Here is a 16,018-nt window from a genome sequence, read left to right as displayed (position 1 = left end):
TCGTCACGGCGCCGTCATGGAGAAGTTGCGCGGCGGGGCAAGATCAGACCCGCACCACGCTGTTGACCGCATCCGCCGCGCGCAGCGCCCCGATGACGTGCATCAGATGGTGGACATCATGCACTTCCACATCGATCGTGTTGGTGTGAAAACCGGTGTCGCGATTGTCGAGCCGCAAATTGACGATATTAGCCTTTTGCGCACCGATGATCGTCGCGATCGTGCCGAGCGCGCCGGGTTCGTTCTTGACCTCGACCGAGATGCGCCCGGTCGCGCCTTCGGTCTTGTCGCCCCATGACAGATCGACCCAATCGGCATCGTCGGCGGCGGCGAGGATCGGGCAATCGATCGTGTGCACCTCAATCCCCGCATCGGGGCGGCGCAAGCCGACGATGCGGTCGCCCGGCACCGGATGGCAGCACTCGGCGAGATCGAAGGCGACCCCGGCGGTCAGCCCGCGAATCGAGATCGCGCTCGATTGCGGCGGCAAGTCGCGCAACGCATCGGCACCGGCCGAGCCCGGCATCAGCGCCTCCATCACCGCCGCATCGGGCAAGCGACGGCGCGCGATCGCTTCGAGCAAGGCGGCTTCGTCCGCGACCTTCAGCCGCTGCATCGCCATCGCTTGCGCATTGCCGGCGAGCGGGGCGGGCAGGCGCGAGACGAGCTCGTCATACATCTTGCGGCCAAGCGCTTGCGTCTCGACGCGTTCCTTGTGGCGCAAATGCCGCCGGATCGCGGCGCGCGCCTTGCCGGTGATCGCGAAGTTCAGCCAATTGGCTTGCGGCTCCTGCGCCTTGGACCGCAGGATCTGCACCTGATCGCCATTTTCGATCGTCGTGCGCAGCGGCACGACGCGGCCGTTGATCTTGGCCCCGACCGCCTGATCGCCGAGATCGGTATGGACGGCGTAGGCAAAGTCGATCGGCGACGCGCCTTTGGGCAATTGGTGCAATTCGCCCTTTGGGGTGAAGGCGAAGATGCGATCCTGGTACATCGCCATCTTGGTATGTTCGAGCAGCTCCTCAGGGCTCTCGGCATTGTCGAGGATTTCGACCAGATCGCGAATCCAGCTGACCTGTGCGTCGGGCCGGACCTTGTCCTGCTTATAGGCCCAGTGCGCGGCGAGGCCGAGTTCGGCCTCTTCGTGCATGCCGTGTGTACGGATCTGGATCTCGACGCGGGTATTGTCGGCGTGGATCACGCTGGTGTGCAGCGAGCGATAGCCGTTGCGCTTGGGGGTCGAGATATAATCCTTGAAACGCCCCGGCACCATCGGCCAGCGGCGATGGATCACGCCCAGCGCCGCGTAACACGCTTCCTCGCTCGGCACGATCGCGCGGAACGCCATGATGTCGCTCAATTGTTCGAAGCTGATATGGCGTTCGGCCATCTTTTTCCAGATCGAATAGGGATGCTTTTCGCGACCTGAAATTTCCGCCTCGATCCCGGCGCGCGACAGCAGTAGTTTTAGGCCCGAGCCGATCTTGGCGATGCGGTCGCCGCCGCCTTCTTTTAACTGGGCGAGGCGCTTGGTGATCGATTCATAGGCTTCGGGTTCGAGCTGCGCGAAGGCGAGCGTCTGCATCTCCTTCATGAATTCATACATGCCGATCCGCTCGGCGAGCGGGGCGTAGATGTCCATCGTCTCGCGCGCGATGCGTTTGCGCTTGTCGGGATTCTTGATGAAATGCAGCGTGCGCATATTGTGCAGCCGGTCGGCGAGCTTGACCAGCAGCACTCGAATATCGTCCGACATCGCCAGCAGGAATTTGCGCAGATTTTCGGCGGCGCGTTCATTTTCGGTCTGCGCTTCGATCTTGGACAGCTTGGTGACGCCGTCGACCAGCCGCGCGACCGAGGGGCCGAACAACCGGGTAATCTCCTCGGGCGTGGCGACGGTGTCCTCGATCGTGTCGTGCAGGATCGCGGTCGCGATCGTCTCATCGTCGAGATGCAGATCGGTCAGGATGCCGGCCACTTCGATCGGGTGGCTGAAATAGGGATCGCCATTGGCGCGCTTCTGGCTGCCATGTGCCTGCATCGAAAACACGTAAGCGCGGTTCAGCAGTGCCTCATTGGCGGTGGGATCGTAATCGAGGACCCGATCGACGAGTTCATATTGACGTAGCATCTAGCGCCCAAGATGGCGTCGGAGGCTGTTGCTTTGCAACATGTTTAGCCGACACGCCAAAAAAAGCCCCTCCCGCGCGGGCGCGGAAGGGGCAATGCACCTCTCGGGGAGGATGCTTATTTGGCGCGAGCGTTGCACTTGGCGAGCGCATCGGCGTCAAAGGCCTTATCCGCAGCAGTGAAGGCCGAAAGCTTGCCAGCGCGCTGTGCCACCATTTCGCACACGATGACGTCGCGCTGTGGGCCCTTGGCGGCGGTGAAGGCGGTGTTGTTCCACTTCCACAGCGTTCCGCTGGTGATGAGCACGGTCTTGGTGGGGGCGGCGACCGGGGTGGCGGCGTAATATGCGGCGTCGTCGGCGGCATGGGCGGCCATCGGCGCGAGCAAAGTGGCCGAGGCCAGAACGGCGGCGGCGGCGAGCGTACGAATCATGGCGACGGTCCTCATAAATCAGTTGCTAAGGGCCACCTAAATGCTGCACATGCGAGTTGCAAGTAGAAACGTATATTTCAGTCCCATGACGGGTGAAGATGGGATAAGGTTGACGATTATGGACGAAAAACTGCGCGAACCCTTGCGGGAACTGGTCAAGTGCAGCCTGCCCGCGGCGCTGGAGGCGATGGGGGAACGCTGGAGCTTCATGATCCTGCGCGCCGCGTTTAACGGCTTGCACCATTTCGAGCAGTTCCAGTCCGAACTGGGCATTGCGCGCAACATTCTCGCCAACCGGCTGGGGCGACTGGTCGATCATGGCATCTTGACCCGCACGGCAATGCCTGAGGACCGACGCAAAATTCAATATGAACTGACCGAAAAGGGCACGGCGTTGCTGCCGACGATGCTCGCGCTGCGGCAATGGGGTGAGCGCTGGGAAACCGGCTTTCGCGCAAGCCCGGTGCTGGTCGACAAGCGCGACATGCGCCCGATCGCACCGATCGAGGTCCGCGCCTGGGATGGCCGGGTGCTGACCAAGCCCGACTTGCTGTGGGCGCTGCCCGAAGACGTCAATTATGACGAACAGGCCTTGCGCGCCGCCGAGTAAGTCGCGGGGGCTGCGATGAAACGCCCTGTAGATTCGCCGATCGATCTTGCGTATCGGTGCTGCGTGGCAAGCCTTCACACCTTCGCCAATCCGGCGCGCTTCCTCAAACTGGCGCGTCCGTTGACGCCGCCGCTCTTTTGGGCGGGCGTGTTGTTGATCGCTTACGGCGTGTGGGGCGGGCTGGCGCGGACTCCGCCCGATTATCTGCAGGGCGAGACGGTTCGCATTCTCTACATTCACGTGCCGACGGCATGGCTCGGCATGGCCGGGTGGAGCGGGATCGCGGTGTCGTCGCTGACCTTTCTGGTGTGGCGGCATCCGCTGGCGATGATCGCGGCGCGCGCGATTGCGCTGCCCGGTGCGGCGTTTGCCGCCTTGTGCCTGGCGACCGGATCGATCTGGGGGCGACCGACCTGGGGCACGTGGTGGCAATGGGACGGGCGGCTGACCTCGATGCTGCTGCTGTTCTTCGTCTATCTGGGGTTCATGGCGCTGCTGCGCGCCGATGACGATCGCGGCGGCGACGGCCGTATTCCGGCGATTTACGGCCTGGCGGGATCGGTGCTGTTGCCGATCATCCGCTATTCGGTGGTGTGGTGGAACACGCTGCACCAGGGGCAGAGCATCGGCCTCACCTCTTCCAAGATCGATGCGACGATCCTGTGGCCCTTATGGTTCACGCTCAGCGGTTTCACCTGTTTCTTCGCCGCGATCGTGCTGATGCGGATGCGCACGATCCTCGCGCGGACCAAGGCCGAGGCGCGGATGCGGCGGATGGCGCATGTCGTGGAGGTGGGCGCATGAACCCCTGGCCGTTCGTGATTGCCGCTTACGTCCTGACCGGCATGGTCGCGGTGGGGCTGGCGGTGTGGAGCTATGCCGCGATGCGGCGGAGCGAGAAACGATGAAGGCCAAGCATCAACGCCTCACGCTGGTGGTGCTTGCGCTGGCGGCCGTCGGCGGGGCGAGCGTGCTGGCGTTGTCGGCGCTGAAGGACCAGGCGGCGTTCTTCTACGCGCCGGGCGATGTGAAGAAGGACGGGCTTCCACTCGGGCGCGCGGTGCGGCTCGGCGGGATGGTCGCGGATCATTCGATCCAGCGTTTGTCCGATGGCGTTTCGATGCGTTTTGTCGTGACGGACGGGGTGGCGACGGTGCCGGTCGCCTTCAAGGGCATTGCGCCCGATCTGTTCCGCGAGAAATCGGGCGTGGTGGCGGAAGGGTCGTTCAACCCCGATGGCAGCTTCACCGCGACCAATTTGCTCGCCAAGCATGACGAGAAATACATGCCGCCGGAAATTGCGGGCAAGATGCACGAAACCAAGACGCTGAAACAATGATCGCCGAAGCCGGTCTTGCCGCCTTGTGGTTCGCCGCCGCGCTTGCGCTGCTGCAATTGGTGCTGGCGGCTTTGGGCGTGTGGCGGAGCAGTCGTTTTTCCGTTCGCCCTGAGCTTGTCGAAGGGCACCGCGCAGCGGGCGAGCGGCCTCCCGTTGCGCAGGGGGCTTCGACAGGCTCAGCCCGAACGGCGGAAGAGGGCGACGCCGCGAAGCGCGTGCTGACCGAGGAGATCATGGCCGCCGTGCGCCCGGTGGCGGTGGTGCAGGGGGTGCTGGCTTTGCTGGCGATGCTGCTGCTGATCACCGTGTTCGCGCGCAGCGACATGTCGGTGCTGCTGGTCGCGGAGAACAGCCATTCGGACAAGCCGATGCTGTACAAGATCGCCGGTGCCTGGGGCAATCACGAAGGCTCGATGCTGCTGTGGGTGACGATCCTCGGCATGGCCGGGGCGGCGGTGGCGTTGCTCGAGCGTACGCTCGCCAAGCCGACGCTGATCGCGACGCTGGGCGCGCAAGCCGCGATTGCGCTTGGCTTTTACGCCTTCCTGCTGTTCGCCTCCAATCCGTTCGCGCGGCTCGACCCGGCCCCCGCCGATGGCAATGGCCTCAACCCGTTGCTGCAGGACCCCGGCTTGGCCTTCCATCCGCCGACCTTGTACATTGGTTATGTCGGTATCTCGATCGCGTTCTCTTTCGCGGTCGGCGCGATGATCACGCGCGATGTCGGCCCGGCCTTTGCGCGTGCGATGCGGCCCTGGGTGCTGGGGGCGTGGATCTTCCTGACGTTGGGTATCACGGCGGGATCTTACTGGGCCTATTATGAGCTGGGTTGGGGCGGCTGGTGGTTCTGGGACCCGGTCGAGAATGCTTCGCTGATGCCGTGGTTGGCGGCGACGGCTTTGCTGCATTCGGTAACGGTCCTGGCGACGCGCGATGGCTTGCGCGCCTGGACGCTGATGCTGGCGGTGGTCGCCTTTTCGATGTCGATGATCGGCACCTTTCTCGTGCGTTCGGGCATTCTCACCAGCGTCCATGCCTTTGCGGTCGATCCGACGCGGGGCAGTTTTATCCTGGCGTTGCTGGCGCTCTATATTGGCGGCGCGATGCTGTTGTTCGCGTTGCGCGTCGGTACGGTCAAGCAAGGCAATGGCTTTGATTTCGTCAGCCGCGAAGGCGCGCTGATCGCCAACAATCTGTTGCTGACGGTGATCTTGGGGATCGTGCTGATCGGCACGCTCTACCCGATCGTGGCGGCAGCGTTCGGCACGCAATTGTCGGTCGGCCCGCCCTTTTTTGACAAAGCGGCGGGGCCGGTCGCTTTGGTGCTGGTGGCGGTGATGGCGGCAGGGCCGCTGCTGCGCTGGCGGCGCGATACGCTGGCGGCTTTGTTCGGGCGGATGACGGTGCCGGTCGCCGCGACGGGCGTGGCGCTGATCCTGCTGGCGACGATGAGCGGGATTGCCTTGCTGCCAATGCTCGGGCTGGCGCTGTCGGCGGGGCTGGCGGTGGCGAGCGTCGCACCCCTTTGGAAGCGCAACCTGCGTCGCACACCGCTGTTTACCTATGGCATGGTGGTGGCGCACCTCGGCATTGCGGTGAGCCTGGCCGGGATGGCGTGTGATACGGCGTTTACGCAGGCGACCTTGGTCGCGGCGCGCGTCGGCGAGCCGCAGCATGTCGGGCCGTTCACGGTGACGCTCGACGGGATCAAGCCCGTGATCGGGCCGAACTGGTCGGCGCTGGAGGCGCGGCTCAGCGCGCGGCGCGGCGACGACGGTGCGGTCTTCTATCTGCGGCCGCAGTCGCGCTATTTCGCCAATCCAGTGACGGTGACGAGCGAATCCGCGATCGCGACGCGCTGGGACGGGCAGCTTTATACCGTGCTGGGCGAGCCGGACGGGACCGGGCGCTGGCAATTGCGGCTGTGGTGGAAACCGTTCGTGACGCTGATCTGGTTCGGCGGCGCGCTGATTGCGATCGGTGGCGCGCTGTCGCTGCTCGGGCGGCTGGCGCGCGGGCGGCGCGCGGCGCTGCGCGAGGCGTACGCATGAAGCGGCTGCTGATCTGGGTGCCGTTCCTCGCGGTGGTGGCCGTGTTCGCGGTGATCGGTTGGGGGCTGTACAAGCCCGCCGACCGCACCGTCCATTCGGCCTTGGTCGGGCAGCCTTTGCCCAAATTCAATTTGCCGCCGATCGTCCCAGGCAAGCCGGGGCTGGCGACGACCGCCTTCGCCACGGGCAAGCCGCGGCTGCTCAATGTGTTCGCCAGCTGGTGCATCCCGTGCATCGCCGAGGCCCCCAAATTGCTCGCGCTCAAGCAAGCGGGCGTTGAGATCGATGCCGTCGCGATCCGCGATACGCCCGCTGCCATCGCCGATTTCCTTGCGCGCAATGGCGATCCGTATGCCGCGATTGGCGATGACAAGGTGAGCGCGGTGCAGCTCGCGCTGGGCTCGTCGGGCGTGCCCGAGACCTTCGTCATCGGTGGTGACGGGCGGGTCGTGCTGCAGCATGTCGGCGATATTCGCGACGAGGACGTGCCGGGCTTGATCGCGGCCGTCAGGAACGCGCGGTGAGGTGGCTGGCGCTCTGGCTGCTGGTGCTGGCAGGGCCTGCCTTGGCCGACAGCAAGCAACCGCCCGCGCCGCTTGCCAATGTTCAGCTCAAGGATCCGGCGCAGGAGGCCAAGGCACAGGCGCTGATGCTGACGCTGCGCTGCGTGGTGTGCCAGGGCCAGTCGATCGCCGACAGCAATGCCGAGATGGCGGGCGACATGCGCTCGCTGGTGCGCACGCGCATTGCTGCCGGGGAAAGCCCCGAGACGATCCGGGCGTGGCTGGTCGCGCGCTATGGCGATTATGTCAGTTACGATCCGCCACTGAGCGCGGTCACCGCGCCGCTGTGGATTACGCCGCTGGTGCTTCTGGCGCTTGGCGCATGGCTCGCGCGGGCGAGCTTCAAGAAGCGGCGGCGGGTATGAACTGGCTGATCCTGCTGCTGGTGGGGATGGCCACGACGGGCCTGTTATGGGCGCTGGGCGTATCGCGGCGTTTGTGGACGATTGCGGGCGCGGCGCTGATGCTGGGGGCTGCAGGCTTTGCCGCGCAGGGGCCACGCCATCTGACGGGCAAGCCGGTTGCGGCCAATGTCGAACCGATCGTGATCGATCCCGGCATGGTGGCGTTTCGCGACGCCGTATTCGCGCCGTCGCCCGCCGATGGCCTGGCGCTGGCCAGCGCCGATGCGCGGCTGCGCGAGGGGGATGCGCGGGGCGCGATCGCGGGGTTGACGCGCGATCTCGCCGCACGGCCCGGCGATGCGGTGCTGTGGACCGCGCTTGGCTATACGCTGGCGCTGCACGATCATGGGCTGTCGCCGTCCGCCAAATTCGCCTTTCGCCGCGCGGTCACGCTGGCCCCGGGAACGCCCGGCCCCGCCTTCTTCCTGGGCATGGCGCAGGTCGATGCGGGGGATGTGGCTGCGGCACGCCCGGCCTGGGCTTATGCGCTCTCGGTAACCCCGGCCAACGCGCCCTACCGCCCCGATATTGCCGAGCGGATCGCGGCGATCGACCAGTTTATCAAGATGGCGGCGGTGCGGCGGGCGCTGAGTGGCGATCCCCGCCAAACGGGCCGTTAAGCCGGACGATCGCGGCGTTGAGCACCGCGGCAAAGCTGACCCACAGGAAATAAGGCAGGATCAACACCGCCGCAAAAGGCGAGATCGGCCATAGCCCGACGAGCAATGCGACCAGCGAGCCCCACAGGAACACCACTTCGACCAGCGCCCAATCCGGCCGACGGAGGGCGAAGAACAGCGGGCTCCACAGAAAATGGAACACCGCGTTGACCGCGAACAGGATAATCACCGATTGCCGCGTCGCGGCATCCGGCGCGATCACCCAGGCGGTGGCACCGGACCAGGCCGCCAGCCCCAGAATTACCGTCCAGGCCGGGCCGAACAGCCAATTGGGTGGCTGCCATGGCGGCTTGCGCAAGGCGTGATACCAGGGGCCGATCGGGGTGGCGAGGCCCCCTACGACCAGCAGGACGACGGCACAGCCCAAGGCGACATAAAGCGGATTCATCGGCGTCCCGTCGTGTTTGGAAGGGCTAAAGCGGCACTGTCCACTTGTCGCGTGTCAAGCAAGTGGTACACATGGCGTATGCGCATGTCTTTTCCTTTTTCCGCGATCGTCGGCCAGGACGAGATGAAACTGGCATTGCTGCTCGCCGCTGTCGATGCGCGAATCGGTGGAGTGATGGTGTTTGGCGATCGCGGCACCGGAAAGTCCACTGCGGTGCGCGCGCTCGCGGCGCTTTTGCCGCCGGTGCCCGCGTCGCAAGCGGGGTTCCAGTCGAGCGAGCTGCCACCACCCGCGCCCAAGGCGATGGTGCCGGTGCCGTTCGTCGATTTGCCGTTGGGCGCGACCGAGGACCGGGTGGTCGGCGCGCTGGACCTGGAGCGCGCGTTGGGGGCGGGGGTCAAGGCGTTCGAGCCGGGTCTGCTCGCGCGGGCCAATGGCGGGTTCCTCTATATCGACGAGGTCAATCTGCTCGAGGATCATATCGTCGATTTGCTGCTCGATGTCGCGGCGTCGGGTGAGAATGTCGTCGAGCGCGAGGGGCTGTCGGTGCGGCATCCGGCGCGCTTTGTGCTGGTTGGCAGCGGCAATCCCGAAGAGGGCGAGTTGCGGCCGCAATTGCTTGATCGTTTCGGGCTCTCGGTCGAGGTGCGCACGCCGCAGGACCTCGCGACGCGCGTGGAAATCCTCAAGCGCTGCGACGCGTTCGAACGCGCACCCGAAGCCTTCGCCGAAAGCTGGCGCTCGGCCGAGAAGAAAACGCTCAAACGCATCGCGCGCGGGCGCGCGGCGGTGGGGCAAGTCACGATGCCCGATGCGATGCTGGCGCGCGCCTCCAGCCTGTGCATGGCGGTGGGGGCGGATGGTTTACGCGGGGAATTGACCCTTATGCGGGCGGCGCGCGCGTTGGCGGCGCTGGACGGCGCAGCGGCGGTTACGCCCGAGCACATTGCGCGCGTGGCCCCGCTGGCGCTGCGTCATCGCTTACGGCGCGGGGTGCTGGACGAGACCGGATCGACGGTGCGGATCGCGCGGGCGCTGGAGGAACTGGCGGCGTGACCTATGTCGCGCCGCCGCACGCGGGGGCGCTCGACGACGCACTGCTCGCCGCGCGGCTATGTGCCTATGATCCGGTCGGCCTAGGGGGGATGATCCTGCGCGGCGGGGGCGACTTGCGTGATGCGGTGGTGGCGGCGCTGCATCAGGCGTTGCCAGAGGGCGCGCCGCTGCGGCGCATTCCGGCGCATGTCGACGATGCCGCCTTGCTCGGTGGGCTCGATCTTGGCGCGACGCTCGCGCACGGGCGACCGCTGCGCCAGCAGGGCGTGCTGGCGGCGGCCGATGGCGGTGTGGTGGTGCTGCCGATGGCCGAGCGGATGGGCGATGCGACCGCCGCGCGGATCGCGGCGGTGCTGGATCAAGGCGAAATCGACGGCGCGCCCGCGCGCGTTGCCGTGGTGGCGTTTGACGACGGCGTCGAGGATGAAGCGCCGCCGATGGCGCTAATCGAGCGGCTGGCGTTCCGGATCGATCTTGGCGACTGTCGGCCTTGCCCGATTGCGCCGGGGCAACCGGTTGCGCGGGCGGCGTCGGTCGCAGTGCCGACGGACATGCTGGAAGCGATTGCCGGGACGGCGCTGGCGCTCGGGATCGATTCGGCGCGCGCGCCTTTGTTTGCGCTGCGGGCGGCGATGGCGGCGGCGGCGCTGGACGGGCGCGACGAGGTTCGCGAGGCCGATGTGATCGTGGCGACGCGGCTGGTGCTGGCCCCGCGCACGACGCGGATGCCCGCGCCGCCCGAGCAGGAGCAGGCGAGCGCGCCGCCGCCGCCGCCCGACGATGGCGGGCAGAGCGATTCGGGCGAGGAAGAGCAGGCCGCGCCGCAAGCGCTCGACGACGTGGTGCTGGCGGCGGCGCTGGCGGCGTTGCCGCGCGATGTGCTGGAACAGCTTGCCGCCGGGCGCACGCGCAGCCGTGCGGCGCGCGCGCGGGGCGCGGGGGAGCGTCGCCAATCGGCGCACCGCGGGCGGCCGCTGGGCGCGCGCGCCGGGGTTCCGCGCGGGGGGCTGCGCTTGAGCGTAATCGATACGCTGCGCGCGGCGGCACCCTGGCAGCGCCTGCGCGCGCGCGGCGATGGGCCGGTCCGCATCCGCCGCGCCGACCTGCACATCCGCCGCTTTGAAACGCGCGCGGAAACGCTGACGATCTTTGCGGTCGATGCCTCGGGCTCAGCGGCGGCGGCGCGGCTGGCCGAGGCGAAGGGCGCGGTCGAGCTGTTACTGGCGGAGGCCTATGTCAAACGCGCGCAAGTGGCGCTGGTGGCGTTTCGCGGGATGGCGGCGGAGACGCTGCTGCCGCCGACCCGATCGCTGACGCGCGCGCGGCGCGCCTTGGCCGAGCTGCCGGGCGGCGGCGGCACGCCACTGGCGGCAGGGCTGGCGGCGGCGCGGGGCTTGGCCGAAGCGGCACGCACGCGGGGCCGCACGCCGTTTATCGTCGTGCTGACCGACGGGCGCGCCAATGTCGCGGCGGACGGATCGACCCAGCGCGAGCAGGCCGAGCGCGATGCCGAGGATGCCGCGCGCGCGATCGGCCAGGCCGCGATTGGCGCGGCGTTCGTCGACACATCCGCGCGGCCACGGCCCGAGGGTGCGCGGCTCGCGCTGGCGATGGGCGCGCGCTACCTGCCCTTGCCGCGCGCCGATGCCGCAGCGATGCACCGCGCCGTCACCGCAGCGCAGGCACGATGAGCCGCGCGCAGTGGGAGCAAGAGGGCCGCGACTGGCCCAATCGCGGCACCAGCCGGTTCGTCGACACCGGGCGGCTGCGCTGGCATGTGCAGATGATGGGGGCGGGGCCGGTGCTGTTGCTGCTGCACGGCACGGGAGCGGCGACGCATAGCTGGCGTGATCTCGCACCGGTGCTGGCGCGGCAGTTTACCGTGGTGGCACCCGATCTGCCCGGCCATGGCTTCACCACCGGGCGGCCGTCCGGTGGGCTGTCGATGGGGGCGATGGCCAAGGCGGTAGCCGATCTGCTGGGGCAACTGGGCATCGTGCCCGATGCTCTTGTCGGCCATTCGGCAGGTGCTGCGATCGCGCTCCGGATGGTGTTGGACGGCCATGCTGCTCCAGCGACGGTGGTGGGGCTTGGCCCGGCGCTGATGCCGTTTCCGGGCCTCGCGGCGACGCTGTTTCCGACGCTTGCGCGGCTGATGTTCGTCAATCCGTTCGCGCCGCACATCTTCGCGGCGATGGCGCGCACGCCGGGCGAGGCGGGGCGCTTTCTCGAGCGCAGTACGGGCTCGCGGATCGATGCCGCCGGGGTCGAATATTACCGGCGGCTGTTCGCCACCTCCGACCATTGCGCGGGGGCAATCACGATGATGGCCGATTGGGATTTGGCGTCGCTGGCGCGCGATTTGCCGCGTGTGGAAACGCCCGTGCTGCTGCTCCACGGCGCGCAGGATGCGGCGATCCCGCGTTCGTCGGTCGAGGCGGCGGCGGGGCTGATGCGGGGCGCTCAGGTGCAAATATTGCCGGGCGTCGGCCATCTCGCGCATGAAGAACGCGCCGAGGAGGTTGCCGCGATTATCGCGCAGTTCGCCGGGGCGGCGGCGTGAGGCACACTGCTTTCGCCTTGCTCGACATGGCGATCGTCGGCGTCCCCGCGCTTGGCTGGGGCATTTGGCAATGGGTCTCGATCACGCGCGAGATCGCGCGCGACCGGGCGAGCCAAAAGGATGAGGCCCCCTCACCAGAGCGCTCGGGGCATCCGATAGGGGAGCATCGACTGGACGATCGGTGAGCGGAAGCGCCCGAGCGACAGGCTTTCATGCACCGCGCGCACCTCTTCTCCGAACAGCCGCGTTTGCAGCGCCGAGCGCGCGTAAAAGGGCGCGTCGATCCAGGTCTTGACGATGCGCGGCGTCGCCCCGGCATCGGCGCGAGTGGCGCGATCGACCAGCCAGCCGGTGCGCGGGAGCCGCACGCGCGGCGGCGGTGCGACATCGTGCCAGCGCCCCTGCCGGTCGAACTTCAGCGCCAGCTCGAACGGATCGCCGCCGCGCCTGCGCCCTTCATACAGCACCGCGACATCTTCCTTGAGATGCGCGCGCGCCCAATGCCAATCGTCAAAGCCGGTTTCGAGCGGTTCATCGCCGAAGTTCGAATCGAAATAGCCCGCGCCGGTCCAGTGCGTGTCGGGGTGAGTCATCGCCACCTTCACCCGCGCGCGCGGCGCGACCGGGTGCCAGCGGTGGCAGGCGGCGGGATCGAGCGCGAAGGCGGTGGTGCCGATCGCGCCGGGCCGCAGCTTGATTTGGCCGCGCACCTTATAGGGCAGGGGCGCGGAGATTTCGGCAATGTCGATGACGAGCGTGTCGCCATCCCAGTGCAAGGCGCTTGGCCCCACCGCGAAGCAATCGCGGTCGCGCGACACGCGCGCTTCGCCGCGTTCGGTCATCGCCCAGGCACTGGCGCGGGGCCCAGTCAGCGAGATGTTGATGGCGCAGTGATTGTCGGGGCGTCGCCTGCCCGACAGCCGGTAATAAGGCGAGAAGACCGAGCCGACAAAGGCGATGACGGTCAGGCCGAAACGGCCGTCGGCGCTGGTCGCGTCGACATACCACCAGGCATAGCCGCCGGGCTCGACCGCGCCATCAAAGCGTGGTCCTTGAGCAGGCATGCGACGGCTAAGCGGGCGGACAAGGCCGCCATCGGGACGCCCGCGCCCGGATGGGTACTCCCGCCCGCGCAATAAAGCCCAGGGATCCGTGTCCGGCTGCCGGGGCGCCGGAAGGACGCCGCCCACCCGTGCGAGGCCGGTCCATAAAGGGCTCCACCCGTCCGTGGGAACAGCGCTTCGAAATCGCTCGGCGTGGTCAGCACCGTCGCCGAATCGAGGCGCTCCAGCCTCAGGCCAGCGCGCTCCAGCATGGCGTGCATCAGCGTCGTGCATTGCTCTGTCTCCGCTTGGGTGAGCCGGTGGGTGTCGCCATTGGGCGGCGCGTTGAGGATGATCTGCAGGCGTTCGCGGCCACCGGGATGCGCAGGGGCGTCATCGCCACCCCGGTCCTGCGCGCAGACATAGAGGCTGGGCGCGGCGGCGAGCCGTCCGCGCGCGAGGGCGGTGAATTCGGCGGGGTAATCGCCCGAGAAGAAGACATTGTGGCGCGTGAGCGGGAAGCCGCTGGTGCGTGCGGTCGCGCACCACACCAGGGCCGAAAGCGAACGTCGCGCGGGGGGCAGGGCTGGCACTGCGCGGCGCACCGCCGGGCCGAACGCCCCTGCGACCAGTGCTGCGGGATCGGCATTGCACACCACGCTATCGGCGGCGATGCGCTCACCCGAAGCGAGCACCACCCCGGCGGCGCGGCGGCGCTCGACCACGATCTCGCGCACGGGGGCCGCATAGCGGAAGGTGGCACCGTTTTGGCGGGCCAGCGCCTCGAGCGCGCGGGCGAGGGCGTGCATCCCGCCGTCGATCAGCCACACGCCGCGCGCCTCGACATGCGCGATCAGCATCAGCGTGGCCGGGCAGGCAAAGGGCGAGGAGCCGCAATAGGTGGCGTAGCGCCCGAACAATTGCCGCAAGCGCGGGTCCTGAAAATGGTCGCCCAGCGCGTGCCACAGCGACTCATAAGGGCGGATACGGGTGAGATCGGCAAAGCCGCGCAGCCCCATCCGCCAGGTCAGCCCGAGCGGATTGGTTTGGGGTGCGTGCAGGAACGGGCGGTCGAGCGTGTCGAAGATGCGCTTGGCCTCGGCGCGGAACGCGCGATAGCCGCGCGCTGCGTCCGCTCCGGCAAAGACACCGATCGCGGCTTCGCTTGCCTCCGCATCGGCGAACAGGTCGAGCCGATCCTCCCCCCAGGCATGGCGCGCGAGGATCGTCGCGGCGCGCAGCGTAACGTGCGCGCCGAGCGTGGTGCCGCAGGCGGCGAAAATCTCGTCGAATATGGAGCGCAGCGTGAACACCGTTGGCCCGGCATCGATGTCACGACCGCCAGCGGTCACCGTGCGCAGCTTGCCGCCGGGGGCGTGCGCCGCCTCGACCACCGTCACCCTTTGCCCGCGCGCGGCGAGCAAGGCGGCACTGACCAGGCCGCCTATGCCTGCACCGATGATCACCGTGCCGTGCGTCGCCATAGCCTGTCCCTCGCGACGGTTGACGGATTCGTTTCTGTCCAGTCAACTGGACAGTAAGTGTTGTCCAGGATGGTGCGCATGTCAAAGGGTCTCGTTGCTGGGCTGCACCATCGCTTCGTCGCGGCGCGTAACCGCGTGCTCGCCTCGCCCGGCTTCCAGCGCTTTGCCGCGCGCTGCTGGCTGACCCGCCCGGTGGCGCGGGCGCGCGCGCGGCGGCTGTTCGATCTGGTCGCGGGCTTCGTCTATTCGCAAACCTTGGCGGCCTGCCTCGAGACCGGGCTGATCGAAATGCTAGCGAAGGAGACGCTGGCGAGCGCGGCGATCGCCGCGCGCATCGACTTGTCCCACGATGCCACGCTGCGGCTATTACGCGCTGGTGCGGCGATCGGGCTGGTCGAGCGAGTCGGCGACCGCTGGACGCTGGGCAGCGACGGCGCGGCGCTGCGCGGCAATGGTGGGATTGCCGAGATGGTGGCGCATCACCGCTTGCTCTACGCCGATCTCGCCGATCCGGTGGCGCTGCTGCGCGGGGAGCGCGCGGGCACGCTGGCGGGCTATTGGGACTATGACAAAGCGGGCGACTCGGATGCGGCGGTGGCGGCACCCTATTCGCGGCTGATGGCGGCGTCGCAGCCGCTGGTCGCTGCGCAAATCCTCGATTCTTATCGCTTTGCACGGCATCGGCGGCTGCTCGATGTCGGTGGCGGCGAGGGGCGTTTCCTCGAGTCGGTGGGCGCGCGGGTGGCGGGGCTGGAGCTTGCTCTGTTCGATTTGCCAGCAGTCGGCGCGCGGGCGCAGACGCGCCTGGCGGCGGCAGGACTGGACGATCGCGTGACGATCCATAGCGGCAGTTTTCTGGTCGATCCGCTGCCGCCGGGGCATGATCTGATCACGCTGGTGCGCGTGCTGCACGACCATGACGATGCGTCCGCGCTGGCGCTGCTGCGCGCAGTCCACGCCGCGCTCCCGCCCGGCGGACGGCTGCTGATCGCCGAGCCGATGGCGGGCACGCCCGGGGCCGAGCCGGCGGGCGACGCCTATTTCGGGCTGTATCTGCTCGCCATGGGATCGGGCCGTCCGCGCACGCCGCGCGAAATCGGCGCGATGCTGGCGGCGGCGGGGTTCCGCACCAGCCGCCTGGCCGCAACCGCGCTGCCGCTGACCTGTCGTGTCATGATCGCCTGTCGTTAACCTTCGTCAATTCACATTGACATTGAATAGTGTCCATATAAACTGACACTCCAAGCAGGCCGTAGCGGCGCGCGACGGGGA

16 protein-coding genes are annotated in these 16,018 nt (G+C 67.8%); 11 read left to right on the top strand and 5 right to left on the bottom strand.

All coding sequences use genetic code 11. The features are described from left to right. Nucleotides 1–43: 43 nt before the first annotated feature. Together H4W01_RS17275 and H4W01_RS17270 are read right to left on the bottom strand one after the other, a co-directional pair. On the bottom strand, nucleotides 44–2,134 hold the full coding sequence (locus tag H4W01_RS17275) for a RelA/SpoT family protein (protein WP_010405268.1): 2,091 nt from the start codon (nucleotides 2,132–2,134) through the stop codon (nucleotides 44–46). Nucleotides 2,135–2,250: 116 nt separating this feature from the next. Further along, nucleotides 2,251–2,565: a CC_3452 family protein gene (locus H4W01_RS17270; RefSeq protein WP_010405267.1), complete on the bottom strand. Its 315-nt coding sequence runs from the start codon at nucleotides 2,563–2,565 to the stop codon at nucleotides 2,251–2,253. Between the two features lie 118 nt (nucleotides 2,566–2,683). Here H4W01_RS17270 and H4W01_RS17265 point away from each other — a divergent pair, with 118 nt between their 5' ends. The 7 genes from H4W01_RS17265 to H4W01_RS17235 all read left to right on the top strand — a co-directional run bounded on the left by H4W01_RS17265 (nucleotide 2,684) and on the right by H4W01_RS17235 (nucleotide 8,152). After that, on the top strand, nucleotides 2,684–3,175 hold the full coding sequence (locus H4W01_RS17265; RefSeq protein ID WP_010405266.1) for a winged helix-turn-helix transcriptional regulator: 492 nt from the start codon (nucleotides 2,684–2,686) through the stop codon (nucleotides 3,173–3,175). 15 nt (nucleotides 3,176–3,190) lie between these two features. Beyond that, complete coding sequence (gene ccmC, locus H4W01_RS17260; protein ID WP_435803869.1) at nucleotides 3,191–3,979, top strand: heme ABC transporter permease CcmC; 789 nt, start codon at nucleotides 3,191–3,193, stop codon at nucleotides 3,977–3,979. Between the two features lie 100 nt (nucleotides 3,980–4,079). Next, nucleotides 4,080–4,514: a cytochrome c maturation protein CcmE gene (gene ccmE / locus H4W01_RS17255; protein WP_209612629.1), complete on the top strand. Its 435-nt coding sequence runs from the start codon at nucleotides 4,080–4,082 to the stop codon at nucleotides 4,512–4,514. Then, nucleotides 4,511–6,565: a heme lyase CcmF/NrfE family subunit gene (locus H4W01_RS17250; protein ID WP_209612628.1), complete on the top strand. Its 2,055-nt coding sequence runs from the start codon at nucleotides 4,511–4,513 to the stop codon at nucleotides 6,563–6,565. Before ccmE ends, H4W01_RS17250 begins: the two co-directional genes overlap by 4 nt. Continuing rightward, a complete protein-coding gene (locus tag H4W01_RS17245; protein ID WP_209612627.1) occupies nucleotides 6,562–7,089 on the top strand; it encodes a redoxin family protein in 528 nt (175 codons plus the stop codon). The genes H4W01_RS17250 and H4W01_RS17245 overlap by 4 nt, the downstream gene beginning before the upstream one ends. After that, on the top strand, nucleotides 7,086–7,493 hold the full coding sequence (locus H4W01_RS17240) for a cytochrome c-type biogenesis protein (protein ID WP_010405260.1): 408 nt from the start codon (nucleotides 7,086–7,088) through the stop codon (nucleotides 7,491–7,493). The genes H4W01_RS17245 and H4W01_RS17240 overlap by 4 nt, the downstream gene beginning before the upstream one ends. Next, nucleotides 7,490–8,152 (top strand): tetratricopeptide repeat protein, encoded by a 663-nt coding sequence (locus H4W01_RS17235; protein WP_209612626.1) that lies wholly within the window; start codon nucleotides 7,490–7,492, stop codon nucleotides 8,150–8,152. Before H4W01_RS17240 ends, H4W01_RS17235 begins: the two co-directional genes overlap by 4 nt. Here the strand turns inward: H4W01_RS17235 and H4W01_RS17230 are convergent. Further along, complete coding sequence (locus tag H4W01_RS17230; protein ID WP_209612625.1) at nucleotides 8,094–8,600, bottom strand: TspO/MBR family protein; 507 nt, start codon at nucleotides 8,598–8,600, stop codon at nucleotides 8,094–8,096. The genes H4W01_RS17235 and H4W01_RS17230 overlap by 59 nt on opposite strands. A gap of 78 nt (nucleotides 8,601–8,678) precedes the next feature. Between H4W01_RS17230 and H4W01_RS17225 the strand changes: the two genes are divergently transcribed. From H4W01_RS17225 to bchO, 3 genes are read left to right on the top strand one after another with little or no spacing between them, the layout of a single operon-like run. Next, nucleotides 8,679–9,656, top strand: a complete 978-nt coding sequence (locus H4W01_RS17225; protein ID WP_209612624.1) for an ATP-binding protein — start codon at nucleotides 8,679–8,681, stop codon at nucleotides 9,654–9,656. Further along, nucleotides 9,653–11,347 carry a magnesium chelatase subunit D gene (locus H4W01_RS17220; RefSeq protein WP_209612623.1) on the top strand — a complete coding sequence of 565 codons (1,695 nt, stop codon included), beginning with the start codon at nucleotides 9,653–9,655 and terminating at the stop codon, nucleotides 11,345–11,347. The genes H4W01_RS17225 and H4W01_RS17220 overlap by 4 nt, the downstream gene beginning before the upstream one ends. Further along, nucleotides 11,344–12,219, top strand: a complete 876-nt coding sequence (gene bchO / locus H4W01_RS17215; protein WP_209612622.1) for an alpha/beta fold hydrolase BchO — start codon at nucleotides 11,344–11,346, stop codon at nucleotides 12,217–12,219. The genes H4W01_RS17220 and bchO overlap by 4 nt, the downstream gene beginning before the upstream one ends. Nucleotides 12,220–12,350: 131 nt before the next feature. Here bchO and H4W01_RS17210 read toward each other — a convergent pair whose 3' ends face one another. Next, the gene (locus H4W01_RS17210) at nucleotides 12,351–13,283 is read right to left on the bottom strand and encodes a hydratase (protein WP_334685324.1); all 933 of its coding nucleotides are present in this window, start codon (nucleotides 13,281–13,283) and stop codon (nucleotides 12,351–12,353) included. Further along, nucleotides 13,184–14,746: a 1-hydroxycarotenoid 3,4-desaturase CrtD gene (gene crtD / locus H4W01_RS17205; protein WP_209612621.1), complete on the bottom strand. Its 1,563-nt coding sequence runs from the start codon at nucleotides 14,744–14,746 to the stop codon at nucleotides 13,184–13,186. The genes H4W01_RS17210 and crtD overlap by 100 nt, the downstream gene beginning before the upstream one ends. A 78-nt stretch (nucleotides 14,747–14,824) precedes the next feature. On the opposite strand from crtD, the gene H4W01_RS17200 reads away from it, so the two are divergent. Next, complete coding sequence (locus tag H4W01_RS17200) at nucleotides 14,825–15,937, top strand: methyltransferase (protein WP_209612620.1); 1,113 nt, start codon at nucleotides 14,825–14,827, stop codon at nucleotides 15,935–15,937. The last annotated feature ends 81 nt before the right edge of the window (nucleotides 15,938–16,018 follow it).

The sequence above is a fragment of the Sphingomonas sp. PL20 genome (genome assembly GCF_017875905.1).
In the GTDB taxonomy this organism is placed as follows: Bacteria; Pseudomonadota; Alphaproteobacteria; order Sphingomonadales; family Sphingomonadaceae; genus Sphingomonas; species Sphingomonas echinoides.
This window is presented reverse-complemented; position numbering and strand designations above follow the sequence as displayed.